The 26,987-nt window shown below is 54.2% G+C and carries 22 protein-coding genes and 1 riboswitch; of the genes, 7 read left to right on the forward strand and 15 right to left on the reverse strand.

Annotation, left to right across the window (positions count from 1 at the left end):
• The 5 genes from QN377_RS19510 to QN377_RS19530 all read right to left on the reverse strand — a co-directional run.
• Window positions 1-1,391 (reverse strand): DEAD/DEAH box helicase (locus QN377_RS19510; protein WP_323567653.1); only part of this gene is annotated, 1,391 nt, incomplete at its 3' end.
• Between the two features lie 67 nt (window positions 1,392-1,458).
• Entirely contained in the window at window positions 1,459-2,349 is an 891-nt protein-coding gene (gene yedA / locus QN377_RS19515) for a drug/metabolite exporter YedA (protein WP_094999398.1), read from the reverse strand.
• A gap of 143 nt (window positions 2,350-2,492) precedes the next feature.
• Window positions 2,493-3,104, reverse strand: coding sequence for a PolC-type DNA polymerase III (locus QN377_RS19520; protein WP_095018408.1), 612 nt, complete (start codon window positions 3,102-3,104; stop codon window positions 2,493-2,495).
• A 28-nt stretch (window positions 3,105-3,132) separates the two neighbouring features.
• Entirely contained in the window at window positions 3,133-3,609 is a 477-nt protein-coding gene (locus tag QN377_RS19525) for an NYN domain-containing protein (protein WP_094999400.1), read from the reverse strand.
• Between the two features lie 124 nt (window positions 3,610-3,733).
• Window positions 3,734-4,402, reverse strand: coding sequence for a DUF2076 domain-containing protein (locus QN377_RS19530; RefSeq protein ID WP_094999401.1), 669 nt, complete (start codon window positions 4,400-4,402; stop codon window positions 3,734-3,736).
• A gap of 175 nt (window positions 4,403-4,577) precedes the next feature.
• Between QN377_RS19530 and QN377_RS19535 the strand changes: the two genes are divergently transcribed.
• The 4 genes from QN377_RS19535 (at window position 4,578) to drt4 (ending at window position 10,424) form a co-directional block, all read left to right on the forward strand.
• The gene (locus tag QN377_RS19535; RefSeq protein WP_095018409.1) at window positions 4,578-5,237 is read left to right on the forward strand and encodes a YciC family protein; all 660 of its coding nucleotides are present in this window, start codon (window positions 4,578-4,580) and stop codon (window positions 5,235-5,237) included.
• A gap of 91 nt (window positions 5,238-5,328) precedes the next feature.
• Complete coding sequence (locus QN377_RS19540; RefSeq protein ID WP_095018410.1) at window positions 5,329-6,411, forward strand: endonuclease/exonuclease/phosphatase family protein; 1,083 nt, start codon at window positions 5,329-5,331, stop codon at window positions 6,409-6,411.
• Between the two features lie 183 nt (window positions 6,412-6,594).
• Window positions 6,595-8,040, forward strand: a complete 1,446-nt coding sequence (locus QN377_RS19545; protein WP_095018411.1) for an aldehyde dehydrogenase family protein — start codon at window positions 6,595-6,597, stop codon at window positions 8,038-8,040.
• 734 nt (window positions 8,041-8,774) lie between these two features.
• Window positions 8,775-10,424 (forward strand): antiviral reverse transcriptase Drt4, encoded by a 1,650-nt coding sequence (drt4, locus tag QN377_RS19550; protein ID WP_322213632.1) that lies wholly within the window; start codon window positions 8,775-8,777, stop codon window positions 10,422-10,424.
• 179 nt (window positions 10,425-10,603) lie between these two features.
• Here drt4 and QN377_RS19555 read toward each other — a convergent pair whose 3' ends face one another.
• From QN377_RS19555 to QN377_RS19565, 3 genes are all read right to left on the reverse strand, one after another.
• A complete protein-coding gene (locus tag QN377_RS19555; RefSeq protein ID WP_322213633.1) occupies window positions 10,604-11,089 on the reverse strand; it encodes a GIY-YIG nuclease family protein in 486 nt (161 codons plus the stop codon).
• Window positions 11,090-11,321: 232 nt separating this feature from the next.
• Entirely contained in the window at window positions 11,322-11,855 is a 534-nt protein-coding gene (locus QN377_RS19560) for a hypothetical protein (RefSeq protein WP_322213635.1), read from the reverse strand.
• 173 nt (window positions 11,856-12,028) lie between these two features.
• The gene (locus QN377_RS19565) at window positions 12,029-12,157 is read right to left on the reverse strand and encodes a hypothetical protein (protein ID WP_256214295.1); all 129 of its coding nucleotides are present in this window, start codon (window positions 12,155-12,157) and stop codon (window positions 12,029-12,031) included.
• A gap of 789 nt (window positions 12,158-12,946) precedes the next feature.
• Between QN377_RS19565 and QN377_RS19570 the strand changes: the two genes are divergently transcribed.
• Both QN377_RS19570 and QN377_RS19575 read left to right on the forward strand, forming a co-directional pair.
• Window positions 12,947-14,587: a methyl-accepting chemotaxis protein gene (locus QN377_RS19570; RefSeq protein ID WP_322213640.1), complete on the forward strand. Its 1,641-nt coding sequence runs from the start codon at window positions 12,947-12,949 to the stop codon at window positions 14,585-14,587.
• Window positions 14,588-14,853: 266 nt separating this feature from the next.
• Window positions 14,854-16,131, forward strand: a complete 1,278-nt coding sequence (locus QN377_RS19575) for a DUF2254 domain-containing protein (RefSeq protein WP_322213642.1) — start codon at window positions 14,854-14,856, stop codon at window positions 16,129-16,131.
• A 2-nt stretch (window positions 16,132-16,133) separates the two neighbouring features.
• Here the strand turns inward: QN377_RS19575 and QN377_RS19580 are convergent, their stop codons facing one another.
• Window positions 16,134-17,456 carry a chloride channel protein gene (locus QN377_RS19580; RefSeq protein ID WP_322213644.1) on the reverse strand — a complete coding sequence of 441 codons (1,323 nt, stop codon included), beginning with the start codon at window positions 17,454-17,456 and terminating at the stop codon, window positions 16,134-16,136.
• A 135-nt stretch (window positions 17,457-17,591) separates the two neighbouring features.
• On the reverse strand, window positions 17,592-19,046 hold the full coding sequence (locus tag QN377_RS19585) for a TrkH family potassium uptake protein (protein ID WP_322213646.1): 1,455 nt from the start codon (window positions 19,044-19,046) through the stop codon (window positions 17,592-17,594).
• A 338-nt stretch (window positions 19,047-19,384) separates the two neighbouring features.
• Between QN377_RS19585 and QN377_RS19590 the strand changes: the two genes are divergently transcribed.
• Complete coding sequence (locus tag QN377_RS19590; protein ID WP_096143190.1) at window positions 19,385-21,052, forward strand: BCCT family transporter; 1,668 nt, start codon at window positions 19,385-19,387, stop codon at window positions 21,050-21,052.
• A gap of 116 nt (window positions 21,053-21,168) precedes the next feature.
• Here QN377_RS19590 and QN377_RS19595 read toward each other — a convergent pair whose 3' ends face one another.
• From QN377_RS19595 to QN377_RS19615, 5 genes are all read right to left on the reverse strand, one after another.
• Window positions 21,169-21,888 carry a 3'-5' exonuclease gene (locus QN377_RS19595; protein ID WP_322213648.1) on the reverse strand — a complete coding sequence of 240 codons (720 nt, stop codon included), beginning with the start codon at window positions 21,886-21,888 and terminating at the stop codon, window positions 21,169-21,171.
• Window positions 21,885-23,765, reverse strand: a complete 1,881-nt coding sequence (locus QN377_RS19600; RefSeq protein ID WP_160049731.1) for a DUF294 nucleotidyltransferase-like domain-containing protein — start codon at window positions 23,763-23,765, stop codon at window positions 21,885-21,887. The genes QN377_RS19595 and QN377_RS19600 overlap by 4 nt, the downstream gene beginning before the upstream one ends.
• 317 nt (window positions 23,766-24,082) lie before the next feature.
• Window positions 24,083-25,285, reverse strand: coding sequence for a Na+/H+ antiporter NhaA (gene nhaA / locus QN377_RS19605; protein WP_322213650.1), 1,203 nt, complete (start codon window positions 25,283-25,285; stop codon window positions 24,083-24,085).
• 197 nt (window positions 25,286-25,482) lie between these two features.
• On the reverse strand, window positions 25,483-25,866 hold the full coding sequence (crcB, locus tag QN377_RS19610) for a fluoride efflux transporter CrcB (protein WP_322213651.1): 384 nt from the start codon (window positions 25,864-25,866) through the stop codon (window positions 25,483-25,485).
• Between the two features lie 138 nt (window positions 25,867-26,004).
• Window positions 26,005-26,066, reverse strand: a riboswitch (Fluoride riboswitch).
• A 135-nt stretch (window positions 26,067-26,201) separates the two neighbouring features.
• A complete protein-coding gene (locus QN377_RS19615; RefSeq protein WP_096143182.1) occupies window positions 26,202-26,537 on the reverse strand; it encodes a hypothetical protein in 336 nt (111 codons plus the stop codon).
• Between the last annotated feature and the right edge of the window lie 450 nt (window positions 26,538-26,987).

Consider the following 26,987-nt stretch of genomic DNA (forward strand, 5'->3'; position numbering starts at 1 on the left):
AGATGTGTATAAGAGACAGCGCGAAGGCCGTTCGCGAGCAGGCTCGCTCCCACAGTTGGAGTTTTTAGCCTCGAGCCGGTGTTGAATACAGGCACTTTGCGCACCGGCTTTACCGATGGCTCGGCAGGTGCTGCTTCGCCGCTATCCACCCATTTGCCCAGATTGCGCTTGCCGCCACCGCCCGAGGTTTTCGGTTTTTTCGGCTTCTTCGGCTTTTTGATCACCTGCCCCGAAGCATCAGTTTCAGGCACTCGGTGCTCAGGCTCGAAATCCTGCTCTTCGTGGCGTGGCAACGTCTGACGGGTCAACATCTCGATCGCCGACAGCATGTTTACTTCATCAGCACAGACCAGGGAAATGGCCTCGCCTTTCTGACCGGCACGACCGGTACGGCCAATGCGATGGATGTAGTCTTCGGCCACGATGGGCAGGTCGAAGTTGACCACCAGCGGCAGGTCTTCGATGTCCAGGCCACGGGCAGCCACATCGGTAGCCACAAGAATCTGCACTTCGCTGGCCTTGAAGCGGTCCAGCGCCCGTTGGCGCGTGGCCTGTGGCTTGTCGCCATGAATACCGTCAGCGTTGATCCCCAGACCTTGCAGCTTGCCTACCAATTCATCGACACCGTTGCGGGTCTTGGCGAACACCAGGACCTGCTTCCAGTGCTGGGTGCGCAACAAGTGCAAAAACAGCTCGGCCTTGCGCTTTTTGTCGACCGGGATGACCCACTGCTTGACGCTGCTGGCCGCCACGTTGCGCGGGCTGACTTCGATGCTCAGCGGGTTGTCGAGCATCTGCTCGGCCAACAGGCGGATCGCGTCAGAAAAGGTCGCCGAGAACAGCAGGGTCTGACGCTTTTTCGGCAAGGCGCGGTAGATATCACGCAGCTCTTCGGAGAAGCCCAGGTCGAGCATGCGGTCAGCTTCGTCGAGGATCAGGGTTTGCAGCTGGTTGAACTTGATCGCTTTCTGGCGATAGAGGTCCAGCAGACGGCCCGGTGTGGCCACCAGTACATCAACGCCTTTGCGCATTTTCATCATTTGCGGGTTGATGCTGACACCGCCGTACACCGCGTAGGTGCTCAACGGCAGGTGTTCGGCGTACTGGCGAATGCTTTCGTGAACCTGTTCGGCCAGTTCGCGGGTCGGCACCAGCACCAGTGCACGCACCGAGTTGCTGGCCACTTTCGGGCCTTCCATGGTCAGCGACTGCAGCAACGGTAAAGCGAAACCGCCAGTTTTGCCGGTACCGGTCTGGGCCGCAGCCATCAGGTCGCGACCAGCCAGTACTGCGGGAATCGCTTGGGCCTGAACCGGGGTTGGGGTCTTGTAGCCGAGCGTCTCAAGGGCGCGCAGCAGGGGTTCGATCAGGCCAAGGGTGGCGAATGTCATGGGGATACCGTCGAAAAAGGTCAGCGCGTGGGTGCATAAGTTGCAATGGCGCGCAGTTTACCCTAATTCAGGCCGGTTTCTGCTTGCGCCACTGTGGCAAACCGATCAACACCACCGCACTGATGATGACCGCCATGGCCAGGCACTCCTCAAAACCGATGCTCTCGCCGGCAAAGGCAATCCCCAGCATGACCGCCACCGCCGGATTGACGTAGGCATAGCTGGTGGCCGCCGCCGGACGCACATTTTTAAGCAGGTACATATAGGCGCTGAAGGCGATGATCGAGCCGAAGAACACCAGATACAGCAGCGCACCCCAGCCTGCAGCGGTGGGCATTTGAGTCATGCGCTCGCCACTGAGCAGGCTGCCCGCCAGCAATACGGCACCGGCGGTGAGCATTTCAGCAGCGCTGGCCATTGGCCCGGCTGGCAGTGGCAAGTGGCGGCTCCACACCGAACCAAAGGCCCAGGCCGCGGCGGCAAAGATCACCATCGCCGCGCCCATAGGACTGGCCTGCAGGTTGGAGCCCAGGTTGAGCATGCCGATGCCGATCAGCCCCAGGACAATCCCGGCCCATTCCAGGCGGGTGTTGCGGTTGCCCCAGAAGTAACCAAACAGCAGGGTGAACAGGGGCACGGTGGCTACGGCCAGGGCGGCGACGCCGGAAGCTACGCCCGAGTGTTCGGCCAGGGTCACACCGCCGTTGCCGCACGCCAGCAACAGAAAGCCGATCATGGCTGCCGAACGCCATTGCACGGCAGTGGGTGCGGGGGCACCGCGCCAGCGCATAAAGCCATACATCAGGCTGCCCGCAATCAGGAAGCGCACACCAGCCATCATCAACGGCGGCCAGGACTCAATACCGATGCGGATAGCCAGATAAGTCGAGCCCCAAATGATGTACAAGGCAAAAAAAGCACCGATCAGTTGTAGCGGAAAACGACGTGCGGCAGGCATGAAGGCAGCTCAAGGGCAGAGGCAGGGGACTGGAGAGTTTAGACAGGGCGCCGGGAAATAATAAGTAACAGAACGCACCAAAAGGGGCCGTACACTTTTCGATGGAGATCAAATAGCCCTCTCCCAAAGGGAGAGGGTCGCTTTTAAAACCCGCGATACCGCTTGAGATGCTCATTGATCTTCGCCGCCGGGACTTTCTGCAAGCTGCACAACAGGTCGTGGTTCAATTCACGTAACCCGTGCTTCTGGCGCAGTTGCTCAGCCAGGTGAGCCGTCAAATTGGCCGCCATTTCCGCATCGGCCATGGCCCGGTGAGCTTTGCCGGTGTGGGGCAAGTCGGCAAAGGTGGTCAGCGTGCCAAGCTTGTGGTTAGGCGCCGCAGGCATCAGGCGACGCGCCAGCAACAATGAACAGGCGAAGTTCTGTAAACGGGTGCGCTTGATGCGGCCCATTTCAAAATCCCAGAATTTTTGGTCAAACGCAGCATTGTGCGCCAGCAACGGGGTAATGCCGACGAACTCGTTGACCTCGTTCATCACCTGCTCAGCCGACGGCGCGGTGCGCAACATGGCGTTGCTGATGCCGGTCAACTGCTCGATAAACCCAGGCACCCGCACACCGGCATTCATCAGGCTTTGATAACGCTCGACAATGCGACCGCGCTCAAGAATCACCACGGCAATTTCAGTGGCCCGGCAGGTGCTGCTCGGGGAGATGCCGGTGGTCTCAAAGTCAATTACCGCGATGCGTTCCAAACCTGGTCAATCCTGTAAAAAATAAGGGTTACTTAAGCAGCAAATTGCCTTCAATCGGCACATAGCGGCTGGCAGCGCGAATCAATGAATTGGCCGTCAGACCGGGCACACCGTAGGCCACGGTTTCAACCCCATGCTTGCTGGCAATACGCTCCAGGAGCAGGTCGAAATCACCATCACCCGAGGCCAGTACCACTTCGTCGACATTGGCTGCCGAGTCCATGATATCGATGGTAATGCCCACATCCCAGTCGCCCTTGGCCGAGCCATCGCTGCGCTGGATATAGGGTTTGAGTTTTACGATAAAACCGAGGTTGCGCAGGATCTGCTGAAACTGCTGCTGCTTGCTGTCACCCCGGTCAATCGCATAGGCATAGGCTTCGACAATTTCACCGCGCTTGCTGATATCAGCCCACAGGGCGGCGTAATTGAAATGGCAGCCATAGGCCTGGCGAACCGTGTAATAAAGGTTCTGCACATCCGCGAAGACCGCAATTTTTTTCACCGGCAAACCTCATGGCGCCCGGGCAGCGGGCACGCGACTGAAAAACAAGGCTGCAGTATGCCAGCCTGCCGGGGGTTTGCGCGGATAAACCGCCCGGCGTGCAATAAGGCACCGAGCGATGAAGTCAAACGTAGGAGTCGTCGTCAGAAAAGAAGCCGTCATCGTCCAGGCCGACGTCTTCAATTCCCGAGCCGCTATTGGCGTATTGCTGGTTGCCGCTGCCCCAGCCAGCGTCGCTGACAGAACCTGGTTGTTCGATGATCTCCTCGACAATCTGCGGCTGCTGATTGTGGTGGAACAGGCTACTGATGCCTTGCGCCAGCATCACGCCGCCCGCCACACCCGCTGCCGTTTTCAGGGCTCCGCCCAAAAAGCCGCTGCCCAATGCTGGGGCCGGCGCCGCTGCTGCTGGTTGAGGGGCCACGACAGGAGCCGCTGCCGGGCCATCACGCCAGCCCCCGGTGCCCGACGTTGGGCCGGGCGTGGGGGCCGATACCCGATCGCCACCGCCAAAAAGTCCCGACAGAAAGCTCCCCCCAGATGGCGCAGGTGCCGCAGCAGCCTTCGCCTGAGCCAGTTCTGCCTGCAATTGCTTGTTCTGCTGGTCGAGTTGCTTGAGCGCAGCCTCTTGCACCAGCAGCGCCTGAGCCATGTAGTACGTTGCCGCAGGCTGACGCGCCAGATGTTCATTGATCCGCGCCTGGGCCTGGGCATCGCGCGGGGCTGATCCTGCCTCGGCCTGCTGCAACCGTGTAAACAACCCGTCAATCAGGCTTTGCTCTTCGCTGTTCATGACAACCTCTTTCGATTGCAGATAGAAACCTGCCCCTTGCATTACGCAGAAGCTCAAACGCGTTATTGGGGCACTACAACCCGTTTCAACAGCATCAGGCCTGCGTGAACTTTTGTTCATCTTGGCGTCTCATCGGTTAAAGTGACGCACCGCTCTTGACTGCTGACAACTGCCAATGAATCCGCTGACTGTTCTTCGCGACTCCCTGTACTTCTTCCAGCGCAATCTGAGCCAGATCGTAACGCTGTGCCTGCCGCTGGTCATCCTTGAAGCTGTGCTGCAGCACATTGTCGACAACGCCGCAGGCCCGGATGCATCGCCCGGTTATGGCCTGGTTGTCGGGCTGCTGCTGTACCCTCTGTACACCGCCGCCCTGATCCTGTTTCTCGATGCCCGCAGCCAGGGCGAAAGCCCGCGCAACCGCGACCTGCTGGCCTCGGCGGTTAATCTTTGGCCCAAGTTCGCCCTGCTCTCGGCAATCAGCACGCTGCTGATCGTGCTGGGGCTGTCGATGTTTTTTATTCCGGGCATTTTCCTCACCGTGGTACTGGCCTTCTCCGAGTACCGACTGGTATTGCGTGGTGATGCTCCGCTGGCGGCCATGAAGTCGAGCTTCACCCTGACCCGCGGGCATTTCTGGCGGATTTTCGTTTGCATACTGGCCGTACTGGGCCCGCTGATGTTGCTCAAGGAATTCAGTTACACCCTGTTTTCCAAGGACGACAACACACTGCTAACGCTGGCACTCGATAGCGCCAACAGCTTCTTGCAGTTGTTTGTTTCCGTCGTACTGTTTCGTTTATTTATGTTGATCAGCGAAAAGTCAGAACTATAAAAACAGAAATTTCCTACACAAAGAACCTTGGAAGGCCGCACTGCCGTCGGGTATGTTCGAGCCTTCCCTGTAACGTTATTAAGTCGAGCTCATGTCACGTTTATTACGCCGCACCGCATCAGGTTTGCTGCTGATCTCAGCGCTGCTGGCATGTCTGGTTTATAGCGTTACATGGCGGCCCGGTGCCCGCGAGGTGCTGCCCCTGACGTGCCCCGGCACCGCCCCGGTGCTGGTACCAGGCCAGGCGCTCAAGGTAATGACGTGGAACATCCAGTACCTGGCCGGCAAGCGCTATGTGTTCTGGTACAACCTGGCTGACGGCAGCGGCCCTGACACCCGCCCCACCCGGGAAGACATGGCTTTCAGCCTTGATGAGGTAGCGCGGGTCATACGTGACGAACGCCCGGATCTCGTGCTGTTGCAGGAAGTCGATGACAACGCCAAGGCCAGCGATTACCAGAACCAGCTGGCCCTGCTGCAAGAACGCCTGATCGACCTTTACCCCTGCAGCACCCAGGCCTTTACCTGGAAGGCCGACTTTGTGCCCGACTGGCATATTTTCGGCAGTGTCGGGCGCTCTCTGGTCACCCTCAGCCGCTTCCAGATCGAACACGCAGAACGTCTGCAATTGCCCCTGGCCGATACCAACTTTCTCAGCCGTCAATTCCAGCCCAGGCCCGCGCTGCTGGTCAACTACCTGCCGCTCAATGATGGCGGGCAACTGGCAGCAATCAATACACAACTGGATGCGCCCTCCGCCAACAACAGCAACCTGCGCCTGCAAATGCAGACTGTCGCCGAACTGGCCGACAAGCTGGAAGGCCAGGGCACGCCGTGGTTGATCGGCGGGGACTTCAACCTGCTGCCCATCGGCCAGTACTTGCGCCTGCCCGAGCCATTGCGCCAGGGCTACTCGCAAGACAGCGAGTTGCACCTGCTCTGGGAAAAGTACCCGATGATCCCCAGCAACCCTGAAGCTACCGGCATCGACCGCGAACTGTGGCTGACCCACTTTCCCAATCTCCCCGACGCGGACGAGCCCGACCGTACGCTCGACTACCTCTTCCACAGCCCCAAGCTGCAGCGCATCGAAGGCTATGTGCGCCAGGAAGACACCCAGACCATCTCCGACCACCTGCCGGTGCTGGCCCGATTGCTGCTGCCTGCAGACTGACCCTGTGGGAGCGAGCCTGCTCGCGAATACAGTCTTCGCGAGCAGGCTCGCTCCCACAGTTGAAACCCAATCAGACGGTTCCCTCCCTCGCTCAGTTTAGCCGCGCCGATTGTTTTTGCCTGAAGTCGTACGATGACGTATAACTACTGGAAATCGATGCCTGTCCACGTGTGGAGAAATTTGATGACTGGTTCAAAGCGTTTCGACAATTACATCGGTGGCGAGTGGGTAACAGCCACTGAATACAGCACCAATATCAACCCCTCCGACCTGAGCGATGTGATTGGCGAATATGCCAAGGCTGACGTCGCCCAGGTCCAGACTGCCATTGATGCGGCACGGGCTGCGTTCCCTGCCTGGTCGACCTCCGGCATCCAGGCGCGCAGCGATGCGCTGGACAAGGTCGGCAGCGAAATCCTCGCCCGCAAGCAAGAACTGGGCACACTGCTGGCTCGCGAAGAAGGCAAGACCCTGCCCGAAGCCATCGGTGAAGTGAGCCGTGCCGGCAATATCTTCAAGTTTTTCGCCGGTGAATGCCTGCGCCTGTCGGGCGATTACCTGCCCTCGGTACGCCCGGGCGTGCATGTGGAGGTCACCCGTGAAGCCCTGGGCGTGGTTGGCCTGATCACGCCATGGAACTTCCCCATCGCCATCCCCGCCTGGAAGATCGCCCCGGCCCTGGCCTATGGCAACTGTGTAGTGTTCAAGCCGGCCGATCTGGTACCGGGTTGCGCCTGGGCACTGGCCGAGATCATTGCTCGCGCAGGCTTCCCGGCAGGCGTGTTCAACCTGGTGATGGGCAGCGGCCGCGTGGTCGGCGACGCTATCGTCAACAGCCCGAAAGTGGACGGTATAAGCTTTACCGGCTCGGTGAGCGTCGGTCGCCAGATCGCCATCAGCTGTGTGTCGCGCCAGGCCAAGGTGCAGCTGGAAATGGGCGGTAAAAACCCACAGGTCATCCTCGACGATGCCGACCTCAAGCAAGCGGTCGAACTGGCGGTGCAGAGTGCGTTTTACTCCACCGGCCAGCGTTGCACCGCCTCCAGCCGCCTGATTGTTACCGCGGGCATCCACGACAAATTCGTCGAGGCGATGGCCGAGCGCATGCGTTCGATCAAGGTCGGGCATGCCTTGCAGGCCGGGATTGATATCGGCCCGGTGGTGTCCCGAGCGCAGCTCGACCAGGATTTGGGTTACATCGACATCGCCCGCAACGAAGGCGCCCGCCTGGTTGCCGGAGGCAGCCTGGTGACCTGCGATACCGAGGGTTATTTCCTGGCCCCGGCCTTGTTTGCCGACAGCACGGCCGACATGCGCATCAGCCGCGAAGAAGTGTTCGGCCCGGTGGCCAATATCATCAAGGTTGCAGACTACGAAGCCGCCCTGGCGATGGCCAATGACACCGAGTTTGGCTTGTCGGCGGGTATTGCCACGACCTCGCTCAAATATGCCAATCACTTCAAGCGTCATTCCCAGGCAGGGATGGTGATGGTCAACCTGCCCACGGCGGGGGTGGATTACCACGTGCCGTTTGGCGGGCGCAAAGGCTCGTCCTATGGCTCGCGGGAGCAGGGCCGCTATGCGCAAGAATTCTACACCGTGGTCAAGACCAGCTATATCGGGTCGTGAAGCTCTACTCACCGCGTTGATGCCATCGCGAGCAAGCCCGCTCCCACAAGAACTGCGCAATTTTTGTGGGAGCGGGCTTGCTCGCGATGCGTACGCCCGGTCGCTACACCTTACGCGGCTTGATCCGCGCCGTGGCTTCGGCCACCAGCGGATCATCGGGCCAGTAATCACTGATATCAACTGACCGCTCTATGGATTGACAGATTGCAACCCCTTAAAAATAAGGCCATTGCCGAATCAATATGCGACACTGATTGACCGTCAACCGATGCGGCACTGATTGACAGAAATCTGAAGGGCACGCCGCTTGATTGACACTCGATCCAGCACGACCTCCGGCATCGGCGGGACAGGATTGACACTTCGTCACGGTAGGTATGCGATAGGACGACTACAACATCCTCATAAAATGAGAAATAAGTTCTGACTCACAAAGTTACCCGCCCACCAAGCCTGCACTTGATCTACGCGGGAATGTGCCCAAAAAGAGACTAAGGGACTTCCCCTACATCCAGCCTTAAAGCGTCGTCATGTGATAGCCACCTGTGGATTAGGCTTCTCGATCTCACTCGCATCAGATCGACAATCCAGCAAGCTTGAGCGACTATCTTAACTCCGCGTACGGTTGTTTTTAGGATGGCAGCCGAACTACCAAGTGTTGCCGTGCAACTCTAGCCGATTGCCGATTGCCGATTGCCGATTGCCGAGCAAAAATCGTAGGAGCAATAAATTCAGTGAAAGAATTCACCAACCTGGTATCAAATATTGCCGTATTTCACGATGAGGAAAGACATTTCCTCGAGGCCTTGACACGTTGGAATTATTTTCCAAATCAAAAAGATTCCGCAACCGAATTACCCCCATGCTTTTCAACAAGTAGATTCACTCCAGAAATTGCTGAAGAGCTAGCAGCCATTAATTTAAGCCGAGAGAGAAAAACCTACTGGTTCGACCTTGTGGAATACAAGGCCACACGTTTCAACAATGTTCCACGGGTACTCAGCCTTATACATCCCCTCGCCTACGCAAGGATATATTCAAACCTGAAGAAAAACAGACTAGAAATATTCGAATCGATGAAAGATGAAAACAGCGTCATCACTGCCGAACAGCATAATGATGGCCGCATGTTTATCATGAATTATGAAGACCATGAAACAAAAACAAAAAACACTTTGGAACTTAGTTTTGGTGCGAGTTTTCGAGCTCATGCTGACGTAGCCAATTGCTTTGGCTCGATCTACACACATTCTCTAGAATGGGCCATTCAAGGTTATGAAAAGGCCAAAGAGCGGCTACAAGAACGTGGAGGAGAAAAGCACTGGAGCTCGACCCTAGACATATCGCTGCGCAACGCAAAACGCAACGAGACTTCCGGCCTACCTGTTGGCCCTAGCTCCTCAAGCATTGCGGTGGAAATAGTTCTGGCTGCGGTTGATAGAGAGCTCGCGGGAAAGTTTCGCTTTGTACGTTACATTGATGATTATACGGCCTATTGCGAAACACATATTCAGGCTCAGGAATTCATTCGTGCCCTGAGCATCGCCCTATCTCGATATCGTTTAACGCTCAATCTCAGCAAAACAAAAATAACCGAGCTACCGGAACCGCTGGTGGACTCCTGGGTTACCAAATTAGCTAATGCCACCCCGTGGAGAACCGATTCCAACGGAGTCTTGACCCTCTTCACTCATGAGGCCATAAATTTTCTTGACTATGCCGTACATTTAAACCGGGCAGTGCCTGATGGTAGTGTATTGAAGCTAGCTGCAGGACTAATTTGCCATAGAGCTCAGGGTGATACAGCCGCCACAGTATTTCAATACATTCTTAGCCTAAGCTGGCACTTCCCAATACTCTTGCCACTTCTTGAAAAGATCGACGCCACTTCGGACTACTATGACAAAGAGGCCGTCACTGCAAAGCTCAATGGAATCCTCGAAACCAATGCGTTACATCGCCGTTCGGACGGCATGTGCTGGGCGCTTTATTATTTGAAGCAGCTAAGCTCACGCCCAACTGCTGAAAACATCGACTTGGTTATTCAGACGAATGATGCAACAGCGATTGCTCTGCTCAGTATTTTCGAATCCGCTACAGATGCTGTAGTTGCGCATGCTCGCCAGGTGATTGAAAACTGCACCCTGTACGAACTTGATCAAAACTGGATTCTGCTTTATCAGCTTTTCCTCCATGAAAAGATAGAGAATCCCTACGTGGATGATCCTACCTTCGAAATCCTTAAAAAGCATGACGTCCAGTTCCTCAACCCACCTAAGAAAGCTTCCAAGGCTGAAGACTACTGCTTCTATTACTCGTACCCATTTAGAGAAGAAAATGAATCACCGGTAGGGTTCCAGGATTACCTAGACGGGAAGTATTGACCGGCGGCTTTTTTACAGAAGGCACGTTTGCCGTGCCATTTCTGCCGTCAGGCTTTGACCCGAGTAGGCCTTAACCCTCAGAGCTCCTGCCAATGTGAGAAGCGCCCTCCACTGTCGCTTCTCGCCCGACGTTGCAGAGCTGTTCGAGAATTCATCCAAGATGGTTAATATTCAAGCTGTCACTCCTCCTCCTGATGAGTCAGAAAATCAAAGGTGGTAAGCGTGTCGCAGTTTAGGCAGTGGTACATACTCGACGCGTCTTGAAAGTGCATGCCGCAGAAGCTTCCGCAGAAAGGGCAGCACTCGTTCCATTCCAGGTTGCCCCAACTCCAGACGCCGAGATACTCGGGCACGCCATCCCGATCATTACCGATGACTTCGAAAGAATCGTCGGTCGTACCGACAAAACCATCGATGCCGAAATGCTCGAGGATCGGCAAGATGTCCGAAGGATCCAGATCGAACCATTCGCCAGTACGACGAAGGTGAGAGAAGTTCTGATGGATCTCCTTCTCCAGTCGCACGTCATCGTCTGTACGAATCCACCCCAGAAGTAAAAGCTTCCTCGGATTCCCGGTTTGAAGGCCTTTTCTGCGGCGCTCGATGTCCTTGGCCCGACCTATCTTGACCTTCTCATTACTATCTTCAATGAAAAAATAGATCATTTCCGCTCCTTTCTTACGCCTGCGATTCCCTGTCTTTCAGCATCGGCAAAAAGATCTTCTGCCCTAGTGATTTATTAGTGCATGCAGCAGGGGCCATCGTTATTATTGGTCGCATTCCTTTGCTCAGCGTAATGTACCCAAATAGGGCCATTGAGCCCAAAAACGATGGTTAATGTCCCGTATTGGGAACATTAACGTTCCAAGTCATAGCCACATACACCATCGCACGGCCCTAGGACGGCAATTGACTCTCTGATTCGCGGGCCTCATGGCGAGCCCAGCGCAAGGTAGCTATCGACATGAATTGCCTAATCGCCAGCGCTCCCCGTTCATTTCTGGCTTTCGAGCCAGGTAGGGTCAGTGCCGCCTCTACCTTGGCACGACTCGCTTCGTACATTGCAAATGCGTTGAACTCACAGTCAAGCAGCACCAAGAGCACAGTATCGAAGGGTTGCCGTAGATCAATTGCACCCATACGCCCTGTAATCTTTTGCGGGTTCAGGATACAGCGGCCCTTGATCTGGATTCTCGCGACGCCATCTTCCAGCGTCTCTGTAGCGTCGTAACCTGCCTGCCTTGCAGGATGTAGTAACAGGCCGAGTCTAGTAGCAGCTTCGTACTCTGCGACCTCACCGGTGACGCCCAGCGGCTTGCCGGTTAGGCAGTAGAATCTGCGCGCTAGCACCTTGGCGTCTTTCAGAATCTCTAGGATTTCCTCCTGAATCAATGCCGCCTGCAGGGGCACGTTGCAATTGGGTTCAGTCATCCGCGAATGCTTCCAAGGCAGCGAGTAGGCTCGCTAGCTCAGTAAGGTTTCCAATGATGTACTCATAGAACGCATAGCAAATGTCAAAAATCGAAATCACAGACTATGTATTCATTCTCTTGAAAGCTCCAATGACAGAAGCCACCATTAGAGTAGCTTCTGTCAGCGAAAACCTATTTTTTTGAAGACTTGCTAGGTTTCAAGTCGGGATTATTTCCTTGCGTGTCTTTATTGTCACGACGACGCTTATCAACTTCGCCGGTTGATTTGGCAATCGGTTTTGGGCCTGGTTTAAGCGCCATAAAATCTCTCCTTGATGTTAATATTATTTTAGTTGCTGCAGGATCATCCTATTGGTACTGAAGAATACTTTCAATAGGTAAGAGATGCTTGATTTTAGCTATGTGAAAAATTGAATTAGGCTTGACTCATTTACTGGAAATCTAACGGCATGTAACGTGTTGATTTTACGTTCATTGGTGCCATCTTGCAGGTAGCACTGTACCTCCAGAATCATTCGAGCATCGCCAGGGCGCACCGGGCTGCTACCCAGCCCTGAGCGTCGTGTAACTCTGCTTCATCAGGTCTCTGCGTATCGCCTAGCTAGGCCAGCTCGCCGGAGAACTCCCTTCCCCCATCGACCACTAACTTCATCCAAAACATTCATCTCCTTGCCAGCCGTCACATGCTGTGACTGAACGAATAGGTCATCGGTGAATTCTCCGAGCTGTCGCAGATCCATCAGCAGAACCTCCTTGCTGTACTTGAAGCCCGGTCGCAACAGACAATTGAGAGCCCGCAATGTACCTCCTACCAGACCTTGATTGTCCATACTCGGGCTACCTTCGTGATATGAATCAAACCTCAACTAAAAGCATTGTTGCGACTTTGGCTAAAATCAAAAAAACCAGAAGTGCGAATCATTATTAAAAATAATACAAATAGAGTTCGAATTGAAACTTACAAGGCTATCAATCGACGCAACCTGTAACAAATAAGATTCAATAATAGAGCCTGTCTGCCGATAGATCTTCTGATCAATGGCACGCCTCAAGGTTAACCAGATCTACCCCCACTTAAGAGAAAATGCTATGACTTGGTTCCTGAATCTACGCCTTGCGGCAAAGCTGTCGGTTTCATTTTTGATATGTGCACTGATAACTGTTGCGATTGGGTTGGTTGGGATGAATGGCAACTCCCGGCTGGGCGATATGATTTCGTCAGTATTTAGCAACAACATTACCTCAATTAATAAAGTTAACGAGGCGCTTCAGCAAATAATTTATCACAATAGAGATCTTTATCTTTTGCTTTCACAAAAAGCGGGCAATGCTCCTGAGAGTGAATTGGCCGCGACTCAAAAATCTATATCTGATCGCCAGGCAGCTGTCGAAAAGTCATTCGCCACTTATCGCAGCACTCCACAACGCGAAGACGAGAAGGCTTTGAGTGATAAGTTCGATATTGACTGGCCTTCATATATCAAAGCAGGCGAGAAATATATCAACCTTGTACGAGCTGGCGACCTGCCTCAAGCAAGGCTGGCCCTGGCGGGTGATGTAACCGAAAAATATAGTGCTGCTGAGAAAGAAATGTTAGGAATCATCGCATCCAATAATGACCAAGCCGATGATCAGCAGATAGCTAGTGAAAGCTTGATTCAGAGTTCAAGGATTACGCTGCTTTTGGGTATGGTGATTGCTTTCGTTCTGGCAATGGGCCTAGGCCTTCTGATCACGCGCCTTATCACGCGACCACTGGCATATGCCGTCTCGGCTGCTGAACGCGTTGCAGGTGGAGATCTTACGCAGCGTATTGAGCCGGGTAGCCAGGACGAAACGGGGCAATTGCTGTCTTCGTTGGCTGAAATGCAGACGAGCCTTCGGAATACTATTCAAAATATATCGAGCGCCTCAGATCAGCTGGCTTCCGCTGCAGAAGAGTTGAGTGTGGTCACCGACGAAAGCACACGTGGCCTCACTCAACAAAACAGTGAAATTGAACAGGCTGCTACCGCCGTAAACGAAATGACAGCAGCCGTCGACGAGGTGGCTCGTAACGCTGTTTCTACCGCAGAAATATCGCAACGTACCAATCAGGACGCGATCTCGGGCAAGAGCAAGGTTGGAGAAGCGGTTCTGGCAATTGAGGACATGGTTGGCGAAATCAATTCGTCGAGCTCGCAAGTTCAGGAACTCGCTCATCAGACGAAAGAAATCAGCAAGGTGCTTGAAGTTATTAGGTCGATTGCTGATCAAACCAACCTCCTGGCTTTGAATGCGGCCATTGAAGCTGCTCGAGCAGGCGAACAAGGTCGTGGCTTTGCAGTGGTGGCTGACGAGGTCAGAGCTTTGGCTCATCGCACCCAGTCCTCTACTATCGAAATTGAGGGGATGATTAACACCGCACAAACAAGCGCGACCTCGGTAGTGGAAACAATGAGCAAGAGTCAGCTCCAGGCAGGTAACACACGTCAGCTTGCGCAGGCCGCAGGCGTAGCACTGGAATCGATCACTGAGGGTGTAGCTGCAATCACAGAGCGCAATCTGGTAATCGCAAGCGCGTCAGAAGAACAGGCACAGGTTGCTCGTGAGGTGGATCGTAACCTCGTCAACATTCAAAGTTTGTCAGCTCAAACTGCTACAGGAGCACATCAGACAAATGCTTCGAGCCACGAGCTCTCAAGGCTTGCAGTATCCTTCAACCAGTTGGTAGCCAAATTTAAGCTTTAGATCCCACAGAAAAGTGCGCTTTTGCTGGCGCACTTTTCATCTTACTAAGCACGTACGGGATAACCCGGCGTTCTGAAACGGCCATTACGTAACCCCCCTCTTCATCTAGCTGCAAGGGCTCGTGCAGGTGACACGCGCAATCGCGGCAACACGCATACCTGTGAGATGCTTCATCTCTAACCAGGACATGAAATCCGTTTCAAATTGCAGAATAAAACTTCTGCCCTGTTCGCGACTCAACTGACGTAGTCACTGAAGGATTGCACATGATTGCTCGTTGGCGTTGGGTAACGAATCAACTCACCAAACGGCTGTGGTTCAGAGCCTCCCTATTCTCCCTTCTAGGGGTGGCTACGGCACTGCTCGCTGTTGTATTCAAAGACTTCATTCCGGAGTCATTGCCAGCGCGTATCGGTGCAGATGCCGTAGACAAAATTCTGGGGATCATTGCCTCCAGCATGCTGGCAGTCACAACCTTTTCGTTAAGCACGATGGTCACCGCTTACGGTGCCGCGAGTAGCGGAGTGACACCGCGCGCCACCACCTTGGTAATGGAAGACACCACGACCCAAAATGCCCTTGCCACGTTTATAGGTTCATTCCTATTTAGCCTGGTAGGGATCATCGCGTTGAGCACGGGGGCTTATGGCACGCAAGGTCGGGTGTTGCTGTTCGCAGTGACGATAATTGTGGTGATCTTGATCGTTTACACCCTCTTGCGCTGGATCGATCACCTCTCAAAACTCGGACGGGTGGGAGAAACCATCGACCGCGTCGAGAAGGCTGCGATAACGGCAATCACTCAACGAGTTCAGTGGCCATACTTAGGCGGTTCAGCTTACCCGACCGATCTTTCGCTACCTCCTGGCGCAATCACAGTCAAAAGTGAGCTAACAGGCTATGTGCAACATATTGATGTGAGCGCACTTGGAGCCATCGCGCAGGACGATCAAATACAGATTTATCTGGAGGTGCTTCCGGGGACATTTGTGCACGAAGGAATGCCACTGCTCCACATTGTGAGCTTGGGCAACACGAGGGGCGGTGATACCGATACTACAAGAGAGAAGGTTCTAGCGACCCTGACCTTCGGCGTCCGTCGAACCTTTGAAAATGATCCACGCTTCGGACTTTGTGTGCTCTCGGAAATCGCTTCTCGCGCCTTATCGCCTGCGGTGAACGACCCAGGGACAGCCATCGATGTCATTGGCCGGGGAGTGAGGACTTTAACTTGCTGGAGCAAGCCTCACGTCCCTAGCTCGCAAACGGATCAAGGGTGTAAACAGGTCTTTCTCCGAGGATTGACGGTTGATGATCTGTTCGATGATTTTTTTGCCCCGATCAGCAGGGATGGTGCAGCTTTGCTGGAAGTTAACGTGCGCCTGTTGAAAGCCCTCATCAGTCTCGCTGAAATAAACCCAGCGATCTTTAAAGATGCCTGCGACAGGCACGTGGATCTTCTGATGGCTCGTGCAGAGTCCACGTTAGCGCTGCAGCATGAGAAGGATCAACTTAGCTCACTGGCTAGAACGATCACGCGGTAGGCTTATTGAGTTGGATTCTTTGGCTTAGTGGCAGCTTCTGCACTCTCGAGAAAGCCTCGCGCCAATTGCTGATACAACTCAGGGCCCATTCTTGAACTGACAGCCTTGGCGATCAGGGCTACCGCCATGAGACTGATCACCATACTGTGGCTATCAATCATCTCCATCACAATGATTGCGGAGGTGATTGGCGACTGAGTGACGGCAGCCAGAAAACCAACCATGCAGAGTGCAATAGTGGGCTGCGCTGCCAGATGGAATAGCTCTGCGGTATTGGCGCCCACTGCTGCCCCTACAGCAAGCGAAGGGGCAAAAATACCTCCTGGAATACCAGAGAAGTAGGTCACTACGGTCGCTAAGAATCGGGTGATGGGGGCGTGCCATGGCAGGACTACATCAGATGCGATGACCTGAGAGGTAATGCCGTAGCCACTACCGAACGACATTCCGCCGCTCAGCCAACCCAATATAGCGACGACCAATCCACAGATGCCGGCAAACCACACCGGGTGCAGACGCCGCCACTGCCAGATGATGAAGTGTGGATGCCGCTGCGGCCATAACAACATTCGACTAAATAAACCACCCAAAAGCCCACAACCAATTCCTATGACTAATGCCGGGACGACTATGTCGAGGTTGATGTCCTGAATGCCGAAGTGACCGAAATAGTTGTAGTTTCCTTGCAAGGCAATGGCAACCATCCCAGAGAGAATGATGGTACTTAGAAGAACACCGCTGGTACGGGTCTCCAGCTTGCGTCCCAGCTCTTCTACCGCGAATGCGATTCCTGCCAAGGGCGTATTAAATGCAGCCGCAATACCCGCTGCACCTCCCGCCAGAATGAGATCCTCGCTGCGTACGATTCGCGCGTTTGGCAGGAAACGGTGAAAGAAATGCATGATGGATGCCGCAACCTGAACTGAGGGGCCTTCACGCCCCGCCGAAAAGCCACCCGTCAGCGCCAGAGTGCCAAGGCTTATCTTGGCGAAAGCAATACGCAGTGAAACCAATTTATTAATGGGCTTACCTTGACGGGCAAGGCGTGTTGCTGCGATCACCTGCGGAATCCCGCTGCCTTGCGCACCCACGAAAAAGCGCGTTGTCAGCCAAACTACGAGCATGCCGATCAGTGGGGTGTAAATAAAAGGCAGCCATGCTCGCTCAGCGGTGTGTTGCGCAAACTGCGCCAGGGCTATATCGGCTAGCCTTGCAAAAGCCACCACCAGCAGCCCGGCAATGGTTGCTGCAATCCATAGCGTTACCCTGGTGCGCCAGCGCATGGATGCGAAGCCTCGGCGTAACAGCATTATCGGCTTGATCACCCGAGGGGCTCCCCTTGAAGTCGCTGTATTGACCGCAAGACTAACCAAATAAGCAGCTTGTTCCAAACAGCTTTGGCGGGGCGGCTCGACAGGCTTCGTTTGCGCCCATGGGTATTCACCTATCCATTGAGAGGACTAATACCTCCAAAAAACCGGCGTGATGAGTACCAGCACCGTGAGTATCTCCAACCGTCCCAGCAGCATGCCGATGGTGAGCAACCATTTTGCTGCGTCAGGTAATGATGAGAAGTTACCAGCGGGCCCGATGATTGTGCCCAAGCCTGGCCCCACGTTGCACACTGCAGTAGCAGCGCCGCTCAATGCTGTCGTCCAATCTAGCCCGATCAGAGAGAGTCCTAGGGCGATCACTGCAATGGTGATGGTGAAGAAGAATGAGAAGGTCAAAAGCGACCGTAAGATCTCTTCGTCAACCGGATGGCCGTTGTACTTTTTCCGAATCACCGCACGAGGGTGGATCAACTGCTTCAGGCTACTCACTAATAGAGCACCAGCAACCTGGAAGCGGAAAATTTTAAGGCCTCCAGCTGTTGAGCCTGAACACCCACCGACGAAGGTCAGATAGAAAAAAAGCAAGACCGCGAAGCTGCCCCACAAGGTGTAATCGCCTACAGCAACTCCTGTGGTTGTGACGACCGACGTCACATTGACCGCCACGATACGAAACGCATCCCACCATCCGTAGTCGCTGTGAAAACACAGCCATGTCCCCACCGATAGCCAAGTAACAATCAGGAAACCAATAAACCCGCGTACTTGGTGATCCTTGAGCAGTGCACGTCGATTGCCGCGCAATGTCGCGACATAGAGGGTAAACGGCAGGCTGCCCAGAATCATGATGACCACGGCTATCCAGTGAATCGCTGGCTGCGTCCAATGCCCAAGCGAGGCGTCCGAAGTAGAGAATCCACCAGTAGAGATCAACGACATGGCGTGGTTGACCGCTTCAAACGCCGTCATCCCAGCGATCCAAAGTGCTAATGCCCCGGCGCCAGTCAGCCCCAAATAAAGAAAGAGAATGTACTTGGCTGCCACATGTGAACGCGGTGTTACTTTCTCCGACCAGTCTGAAGACTCTGTCTGGAAGAGGCGCATGCCACCCACTCGCAGCAGTGGAAGGATCGCCACTGCCATGCCGATGAAGCCGATACCACCTAGCCAGTGCAGCATCGAGCGCCAGATCAACAATCCAGGTGAAGCGGTATCCAAACCACTCAAGACAGTTGAGCCCGTAGTTGTAATGCCGGACATCGTTTCAAAAAAAGCGTCGGTGTAACTGATGTTGCTGATGAACACCATCGGCAGCGCCGCGAAGGTACACACCACAACCCAACTACCGGTCGTCAGCAGGTACATATCCCTAGGACGAAGCTGGGCATGATATGGGGCGCCTCGCACTATCAACAGGAGGCCACTGATGAAGGTAATCAAGCTCGACCAGAGGAAGGCCGACAGGTCATCGCTACGCTCATAGGCAACCAGCGTGATCATGGGTATAGCCATGCTCACAGCCAGCGTGATTAAAAAGATACCTAAGATGAAGCCGACAAGCCTGAGTACAGCGGAGGACATGAGGTTAGCCTGCCAAAATCACCGCCGCGAAGTATCCGATGGCTAAGATTCAATGCGTGTAAATTTTGCGTAAAAAAATCGCGACCTCACTGAAAAGGGACGGCAGTATGCCGCCAGAATCACAAGGACATATCGGCTTTTTATTTACATAACCGTATGCGCATCCTTTGATTGTCAGGGCAAAACGGAGCCCTGCTTTCGTGGCGCTGATTCAAGCGGCGTTCACCAGAAGTTTGGAAAGCTTGTTAGGATAGGATTCTTATATCTCGTTTTACCATAGGAACAGCGGGGCTAACGGCCATTGCACGTTATAGCGTGCCACAACCAAGGAGGCTCTCATGGGCCGATCACCTGGCGATGATCTACCGGAAAAACCTCATCAAACCAGTGAGGATGGCATTCCTGCTCCTAGCGGAGCTGCCAATCTAATCGACACCGACTATGTCATCGGGCAAGACAATATCAAGGGCGAGTTTTCGTTCTCCCTCGATATTCACGGCAAAGTCTTCATTATCTCATCCGCCACGATCTTGCTATTCGTGATTATGACGCTCGCACTTCAGAATGAGGTTGAGCCGCTGTTTAGCGCTATTCGAAATTGGTTAACTGGCAATCTCGCCTGGCTGTTCATGAGCATCGCGAACATATTTGTGGTGCTCTGCATCGCGCTAATTTTCTCCCCGCTGGGAAAGGTTCGCTTGGGAGGTAGAGATGCCAAACCAGACCATAGCTATGTGGGCTGGTTCTCCATGCTTTTCGCTGCGGGAATGGGCATCGGCTTGATGTTCTACGGCGTGGCCGAACCCATGTCGCATTATCAGGCATCCATGGGCGGTGTGACCCTCGATGCAAGTGGTGCGCGCACTGACTGGGCACCATTAGGGGGAGCAGCGGGCGATGCTAAGGCATCCGCCGACTTGGCAATGGCTGCCACTATCTTCCACTGGGGGCTCCATCCCTGGGCGATATACGCAATTGTTGCTTTATCCCTGGCGCTATTCTCTTACAACAAAGGCTTACCACTCTCTATACGGTCGATCTTCTATCCATTGCTAGGCGAGCGCGTCTGGGGATGGCCAGGGCACATGATCGATATCTTGGCGGTGTTTGCCACCTTATTTGGACTGGCGACCTCCTTAGGGATAGGAGCAGAGCAGGCAGCAGCAGGGATTGAATATCTCTTCGGTATTAAGTCCACGAATTTAAGCAAGGTAGTGCTAATCGTTGGTATCACCTTAATTGCGCTCTGGTCGGTACTCGCTGGCTTGGACAAGGGCGTCAAGATGCTATCTCAGATCAATATGGGCCTCGCATTGCTACTGCTAGTGTTCATCATTGTTGTTGGGCCCACCTTGGCGATCTTCACTGGGTTCTTTAAAAATCTGGTGACGTATGCTGAGTACCTTCCAGCGCTTTCCAATCCTTTTGGACGCACGGACGCTGAGTTCACTCAAGGCTGGACTGCATTTTATTGGGCATGGTGGATTAGCTGGTCTCCCTTCGTGGGGATGTTCATTGCGCGCGTCAGCCGTGGCCGAACGGTCAGAGAGTTTCTGATCTCGGTGTTGCTAGTACCTACTGTGGTGTCGGTATTATGGATGACGACTTTTGGTGGTACTGCCATTGACCAGGCGACAGTACAAAACTTGGTTGGCGTAAAGGATGCCGTACTGGAGCTGAAGCTGTTCGCCATGCTAGGAGAGCTGCCCCTCAAGGAAATTACTTCGTTCTTGGGCATTGTTCTCGTCATCGTGTTTTTCATCACCTCTTCGGACTCTGGTTCCTTGGTCATTGACACTATTACAGCAGGGGGCAAGGTCGATGCGCCCGTTCCGCAACGTGTGTTTTGGGCTGTCATCGAGGGAGTGATTGCCATTGCGCTGTTGTTAGGCGGCGGCCTTGTGGCACTGCAGGCCATGGCGGTATCTACGGGCCTGCCTTTCGCACTCGTATTGGCGCTGGGTTGCGTATCCCTTGTTAAAGGACTGATGTCCGAGCCCCGCTAGCGGCTATGAGGAAAGCGACTGCTGGAACCATGGAGATCTTCTGACAGATTGTTGAGGCTCCTGAGGAGCCTCCTATCCGAGGCATGTCGAGCGACCGCGCTCAGAGCGCAGAGCATTCAGTCCCATAGCGCACCAATTGGTGTCTCAGGTGAATAGTGGGTAGCTATCTGCGCTTGTAGCAGCTCAGCGGTCGCGAGGGCATCGGTTAACGCATGATGCCCTTGATAGGCTGGAAGGTTATAGCGCGCGCGGCTGTCGGCCAAACGTATGGATGTCTGCGGGCGGCGCATTAGCCTGGCAATCCAACTTTGCTTTTGCCGATGCATCCTGGCCTCCAATTGCATAGTGTCCACAACTGGAAAACTCAGGCCTTCTCCGAGGTGCCTATGCAGTGCTGCATCAAGGAACTCACGCTCGATATTGCGGTAATGGACGACAATCACTTTGCCAGCCATGGCCTGCAGAAGTGGCTCCAGAACTTCAGGCAGCGAGGGAGCATTCAAAATCTCCGCGTGGGTAATGTGGTGGAAGGTGACTGACTTTTCACTCAGTTCTGATGATGGGTTTAGCACCCAATACGCGGCCTTGCTGCAATAGATGCGCTTTAAGGTGAATGGCACCAAACCAATACTGACAATACTGTGATCCTGCGCATTGAGTCCGGTTGTCTCCATATCCATCGCAAGAAATTGCACGCTTTCAATCAGGGTGTGTGGTGAGACGACGCCGGCCTGATAAAACGTACTCAAGCAAGAATTAGCCGCCTTCTGCTCCAATGTCCGGAACATGGCTGGCCAGTTCGGCGGGTAATCCGGTTCCACCTTAAACCCATTCATTTTGACGTACGGCCCTTTGGCGGGTAGCGGAAGCGCAAAAAATTCTGGCCGTTACTCAAGACCTGGAAGGCCTCTTTGAGATTGTGTCGCTCGCTATTAGAGAAGCGTTCAGGCTCGACATAATTATTGGGCGTTTCTCCCTGCTCGAGCGCCTCTACCTGATGCCTGATCCGCACCATGGAGAGGAACTCCAGCGCATAGCGCAGGTGCTTAAGTGCTTCGGGCGGCATGATATTAGCGCTAGTGATTGCATCGATACGATCAAACGAGTTCTGCGCGGTACTGCCGCAAGCTAGAGAATGGATGCGAATGAGGTCAGTGAGCGGTGCGGTACCTCGACCTTTGAGATTGATGATTCTCTTCTGTTGCCCATCTGTCTCGACGACAAAGGTACGAAAAAATCCCAGGGGGGGTGTCCGGTTGAGCGCAATCCTTGCCATGGCGTTGAGAAATCCGGGATGTAGACTGGATTTTTGAGCACACAGGACTTTGAGCTCTTGCACCAGCGAGAGCTGGCCAAATACGCCATCCAGATCGAAAAAGATGCAGCTGTTGAGTAAGGTTGTCGGGTTTGGCTTCTCGATCCACTGATCAAAATAGCTGCGCCAAACCTTCAAAGGCTGGCGCCATTGATCGTTCGTCGCCATGACGCCGCCCTTACAGTAGCTGTACCCACACGCGGCGAGGCCATCGCACACAAACGATGCAAGGCTACGGAAATACGCGTCATGCGAGGAGGGATCGAATCGATCATCTAGCACCAAGGCGTTATCTTGATCGCTTATCAGCAGTTGCTCATCGCGCGCCATGGAGCCCAGTACCATGAAGCAATAAGGTACTGGTGGAGGGCCAAGTTTTTTTTCCGCAAGCTCCAGCAGGCGTTGCGTGAAAGCCCTGCCGATTCCAGAGATAGCGCTGCCGATCATGTGCGCGGTCGCGCCATCTCGCACCATGCGGATGTACGTTCCTCGTAGGTCTCGTAAGAGCGACTTTAAGCCGTCGACTGACGTCTGGTTAGATATTCTGTTGACCAGGTACAAGCTACTGTGGGACTCGTACCGAATAATATCTGACAGGTTAATTACGCCAATTGGGCGGCCCTGGTTGAGAACCGGCAGGTGATGGATATTGCGGCGTAGCATGACAAGCATGGCCTCAAAGCCTGAATCATCAGCATTTATGGTCACTGGATCTGTAGTCATAACGGCGCTGATGGGCGTTTCGCCGGCATTCCTTCCGGCAGCGACGACCCGCGTGCGAAGATCTCTGTCGGTCACAATGCCCTGGGTGTCTCCTGCCTGCAGTCCCGCTGGCGACATGACCACGACACAAGCAACGCGTTGTTCGGTCATTAGTCTTGCAGCCTCGAGAACGGTGGTATCCGACGTAACCCATACTAACGAGCGTGACAGCAAGGCTCGGCATTTTAGCTGGATCAGTTCGCTCGACCGTCCTTGTGCCTCGACGGCAGACTTGAGCCTAGAGTGCCCTTCAGCTTCAACGAAATCCGCAAAGGCGTCATGCTGTGCGCATAGATCGGCAAAGACGTCGGCGGGGATGTAGTAGATCAGGCTGTCTTCAAGTGCTCTCGCAGGAAAGCGGACTTTGTTGCTGCGTAAAAGCCCTGCCTGGCCAAAGATATCGCCTTCGACAAGTCGGTTGTAGAGTTCACCGTTGCGTCGATAAATCTCCACTGCTCCGCTGCGCACATAGTGCAAATCCTGGATCACTGCACCCGCTTCCAGGATGTCGCTGCCAGCCTTGAAGTAACGCACATCAACTCGCCGTGCCATTGCATCTACCGTCTCTCTGGGCAACTGATCAAACGGGGCGAATCGATAAAGATGGTCGCTGATCTCCTGCATCTCGGCTTGCATGGAACCTCGGTATGCTAGGCAAGGGTAAGATCGCCAATAGGTGAATGTCGAAAGTTTTTGATCGCTTGAAAAGCGTATCAGATACGTCCTTAAGGGTCTTAAGATTAAGGCAGCCGTGCCATGGGTAAGTATGCCAGTCCATTCAGCGCGAAACTTTCATGCTGAAAAAGTCGCATCCGAGTGGTTGGTACGGAGTCGCGGTTAAGAGGACATCTCGGCAGCTTTTGGCGCAAAGCACGATGACCAAACCTCGCCAAACGATGTTCCGGCCACAGGATTTCAATCAGGGAGAAACTCTGTGGCCGGCTCGCGTTCGATTAACTGGAAATCGTGGCGGGCGCAGCGACAGGAGCAGCGCTGCGTCGCAAAATCAGGACGCCACCGATTGCAGCCAGCGTCGAACCGATCAACACACCGACTTTTACCTCGTCAATCAGGTGAGCTGATCCAGCAAACGCCAGGTTTCCGATGAACAGGCTCATGGTGAAGCCGATGCCGCACAAGAGTGCAACGCCGTATAGCTGCGCCCAATTGCTGCCTTCCGGTAGTTTGGCCAAGCCTATACGAATGGCCACAGCAGCCAATAGGAAAATGCCAACTTGCTTGCCTACCAACAGACCGAGCGCTACACCCAGCGGAACCGGATCGACTAGGTTCTCCATAGAAATGCCGGCAAGTGAAACACCCGCATTGGCGAAGCCGAAAATCGGCACCACAGCGAACGCTACCCACATGTGCAGCTTCTCTTCTAGGAACAGCAGTGGAGACCTAGCTTCCTCTTCAGGCTTGCCCATTGGAACGCACAGCGCTACAGCGACACCCGCAAGGGTGGCGTGCACTCCCGATTGCAGCACGAAGAACCACAGCACACCACCTACCAGCAGATACGGGAACAATCGTCTGACACCCAATCGATTCATTGCGATCAGAATGGCCAGCGTTGCGAGCGATGCCAGCAACATGGGCATGGAAAGACCAGTGGTGTAGAAAAAGGCAATGATGACTACAGCACCTAGGTCGTCAATGATCGCCAAGGCGGCGAGGAAGACCTTCAGCGACGTAGGGACTCGCTTACCTAGGAGCGACAAGACGCCCAGGGCGAACGCGATGTCGGTAGCGGCTGGGATAGCCCACCCCTTCAAGGTCTCAGAATTACCCCAATTGATTGCGATGTAGATCAACGCAGGCACAACCATGCCGCCTAAAGCACCAAATCCAGGCAAAGCACGCTGGCCCCAAGTGGAGAGCCCCCCGGCCAGAACCTCTCTTTTGATCTCGAGTCCGACCATCAGGAAGAAGATCGCCATCAGGCCATCATTGACCCAATGCTCGACAGACATGCCCAACCAAACGCTATGCAAGGCTGCAAAATAACCTTGAGAGAGAGGCGAATTGGCCACAATCAGAGCCGCGAGTGCTGCGCCCATCAGTACAAGACCGCCAGCGGATTCCGACGACAGGAAGCGAGCTAAAATTGCAGCTGCTCTTGGGGTTTCTGCAGGAGTTCTATTGTCGGTCATCAGTGTCCTAGCGCTTCGATCTAAAGAGAATATTTTAACATCCGAGGTATACCACTGCGGGTGTCCAAATAGCCTGTAACGATTATTGTCACAGGCGAAAATCAGCCTACAGCCTGTTCAACTAAGCCCATGGCGCGGGCTTTTTCACGAGATTGAGGAGCACGCCCAAGCGGATAAAGCCTCACTTTTATATCTCCTCAGCGAGTACCAATCATTTGGTAGGACAGAAGCCCGGCAGCGGTCATCGCTAACGAGCCTGCAACGTGCAACGAAATTGAGCCAAACGCCCAGACCAGTCTGCCCTCCTGAATCAAGGCAACGGTCTCGGCAGAAAATGTGGAAAAGGTGGTAAGCCCACCACAGAAGCCCGTGACGATTAGGAGACGCCACTCTGGACTGAGGGTAGGAGAAGCGGCCAAGAAGGCGATGGCCAGGCCGATGATGTAGCCCCCAACCATGTTCGCGACCACAGTACCTGGCGGGATCGTCGGGAAAAGAGCATTCAGCTTCATGCCCAGCAGCCAGCGCAACCAGGCTCCAAGTGAAGCGCCAACGGCAATGACGATTAATGACTTCAGCACGGAGAGTCCTCCTCATCAGATCTGAGTGGACTAACTGGCAAGCGGCTCGCGCTGAAGGAAAAGGGAAACTCGAAGGGTAAGATCATAGCCTGTCCTAAATTGGAGGACAGGGAGACACACCTACGCACCCTGTCCAGGGTTCACGTAGGCATCATCAGCACGAAGGCGGTTAAAGGAGGAATGCCATCTCCTGTTCTGATCCTATAGCATCAGCGCCAATGGCATCAAGAGCAGCTATACGCGAGCGATCTGAAGGCCCCTTCGGCCAGGCAAGATGGTTGATCAATGATCCAGGCAGGGGTCGCCCCTTCGCCCAACCAGATTAGTTGGCGCGTCTACATCGATTTAACCGATACCACTTCTACATACTTGTACTTTTTCCTAGCAGCCTTCACAGCCTCCTGCTCAGCAAGCAACGAGCTCAACGTGTCGGCCTCGTGGATAAACTCATGCATCTTCCCCTCGAATTCGTTTCCAACCCGAAGCGTGACCTTCAGCCTAGGCGTAAATGCTTTTGCCACTTTCTTCTTCGCTGCTGGAGCGACCAGCGGTTTGGCGAGCACAACTTCTTCCACGGGCTCCGGCACTAGCGGCGTAGAAACTTGCTCCTCTGGCTGAGGTGTGCCGAAAAGGGCATGACGCATTTCTTCTTCAGTTAAATCAGAGCTCATAGAACATCTCAAAAGGACGCATTTCGCTGGGCAAGGTTTAATAGGATTGTTGCTGACTGGTATTCGTGGAGCCTGTGCGGACGTCAAATCCCCAGTTCGATTTCAAGACAAGAGCCTCGTAAGGCTTGCGAAAGCTTCACCTTTGGCAGCAGTGTAATGAGCCCATCAACTAAGTTGCTAGCGTGACGAGCGTACAGCGTGACTGTGCCTGCATCAGACGTTCGACCTGGCACGATGGCACCTACCCGCTGCTGGGCAATTTTCAGTATGCTCAAGACGTCCTGACTCACCTCATTGGTGGACAAGTGTTCAACCAATGGTCTGGGTGGAGGGGCGGCGCGGCTCCACATTTCTATGACCGCTTGGAGGAGTCTGAATCGCCCCGGGTTTTCTAGACACTCTCAAGGCTCGCTGCGTAACGCTTTTCAAACTCTACCGGTGACAGCTGAT

The sequence above is a fragment of the Pseudomonas sp. CCC4.1 genome (assembly GCF_035019225.1).
Lineage (GTDB): Bacteria > Pseudomonadota > Gammaproteobacteria > Pseudomonadales > Pseudomonadaceae > Aquipseudomonas > Aquipseudomonas bubulae.

Bases quoted from the DNA above. Each gene is read 5' to 3' on its own strand.
- yedA (WP_094999398.1), bottom strand. From the start codon at position 2,349: ATGCCTGCCGCACGTCGTTTTCCGCTACAACTGATCGGTGCTTTTTTT.
- QN377_RS19530 (WP_094999401.1), bottom strand. From the start codon at position 4,402: ATGAACAGCGAAGAGCAAAGCCTGATTGACGGGTTGTTTACACGGTTG.
- QN377_RS19535 (WP_095018409.1), top strand. From the start codon at position 4,578: ATGAATCCGCTGACTGTTCTTCGCGACTCCCTGTACTTCTTCCAGCGC.
- QN377_RS19540 (WP_095018410.1), top strand. From the start codon at position 5,329: ATGTCACGTTTATTACGCCGCACCGCATCAGGTTTGCTGCTGATCTCA.
- QN377_RS19545 (WP_095018411.1), top strand. From the start codon at position 6,595: ATGACTGGTTCAAAGCGTTTCGACAATTACATCGGTGGCGAGTGGGTA.
- QN377_RS19555 (WP_322213633.1), bottom strand. From the start codon at position 11,089: ATGATCTATTTTTTCATTGAAGATAGTAATGAGAAGGTCAAGATAGGT.
- QN377_RS19560 (WP_322213635.1), bottom strand. From the start codon at position 11,855: ATGACTGAACCCAATTGCAACGTGCCCCTGCAGGCGGCATTGATTCAG.
- QN377_RS19565 (WP_256214295.1), bottom strand. From the start codon at position 12,157: ATGGCGCTTAAACCAGGCCCAAAACCGATTGCCAAATCAACCGGCGAA.
- QN377_RS19570 (WP_322213640.1), top strand. From the start codon at position 12,947: ATGACTTGGTTCCTGAATCTACGCCTTGCGGCAAAGCTGTCGGTTTCA.
- QN377_RS19575 (WP_322213642.1), top strand. From the start codon at position 14,854: ATGATTGCTCGTTGGCGTTGGGTAACGAATCAACTCACCAAACGGCTG.
- QN377_RS19585 (WP_322213646.1), bottom strand. From the start codon at position 19,046: ATGTCCTCCGCTGTACTCAGGCTTGTCGGCTTCATCTTAGGTATCTTT.
- QN377_RS19590 (WP_096143190.1), top strand. From the start codon at position 19,385: ATGGGCCGATCACCTGGCGATGATCTACCGGAAAAACCTCATCAAACC.
- QN377_RS19595 (WP_322213648.1), bottom strand. From the start codon at position 21,888: ATGAATGGGTTTAAGGTGGAACCGGATTACCCGCCGAACTGGCCAGCC.
- QN377_RS19600 (WP_160049731.1), bottom strand. From the start codon at position 23,765: ATGCAAGCCGAGATGCAGGAGATCAGCGACCATCTTTATCGATTCGCC.
- nhaA (WP_322213650.1), bottom strand. From the start codon at position 25,285: ATGACCGACAATAGAACTCCTGCAGAAACCCCAAGAGCAGCTGCAATT.
- QN377_RS19615 (WP_096143182.1), bottom strand. From the start codon at position 26,537: ATGAGCTCTGATTTAACTGAAGAAGAAATGCGTCATGCCCTTTTCGGC.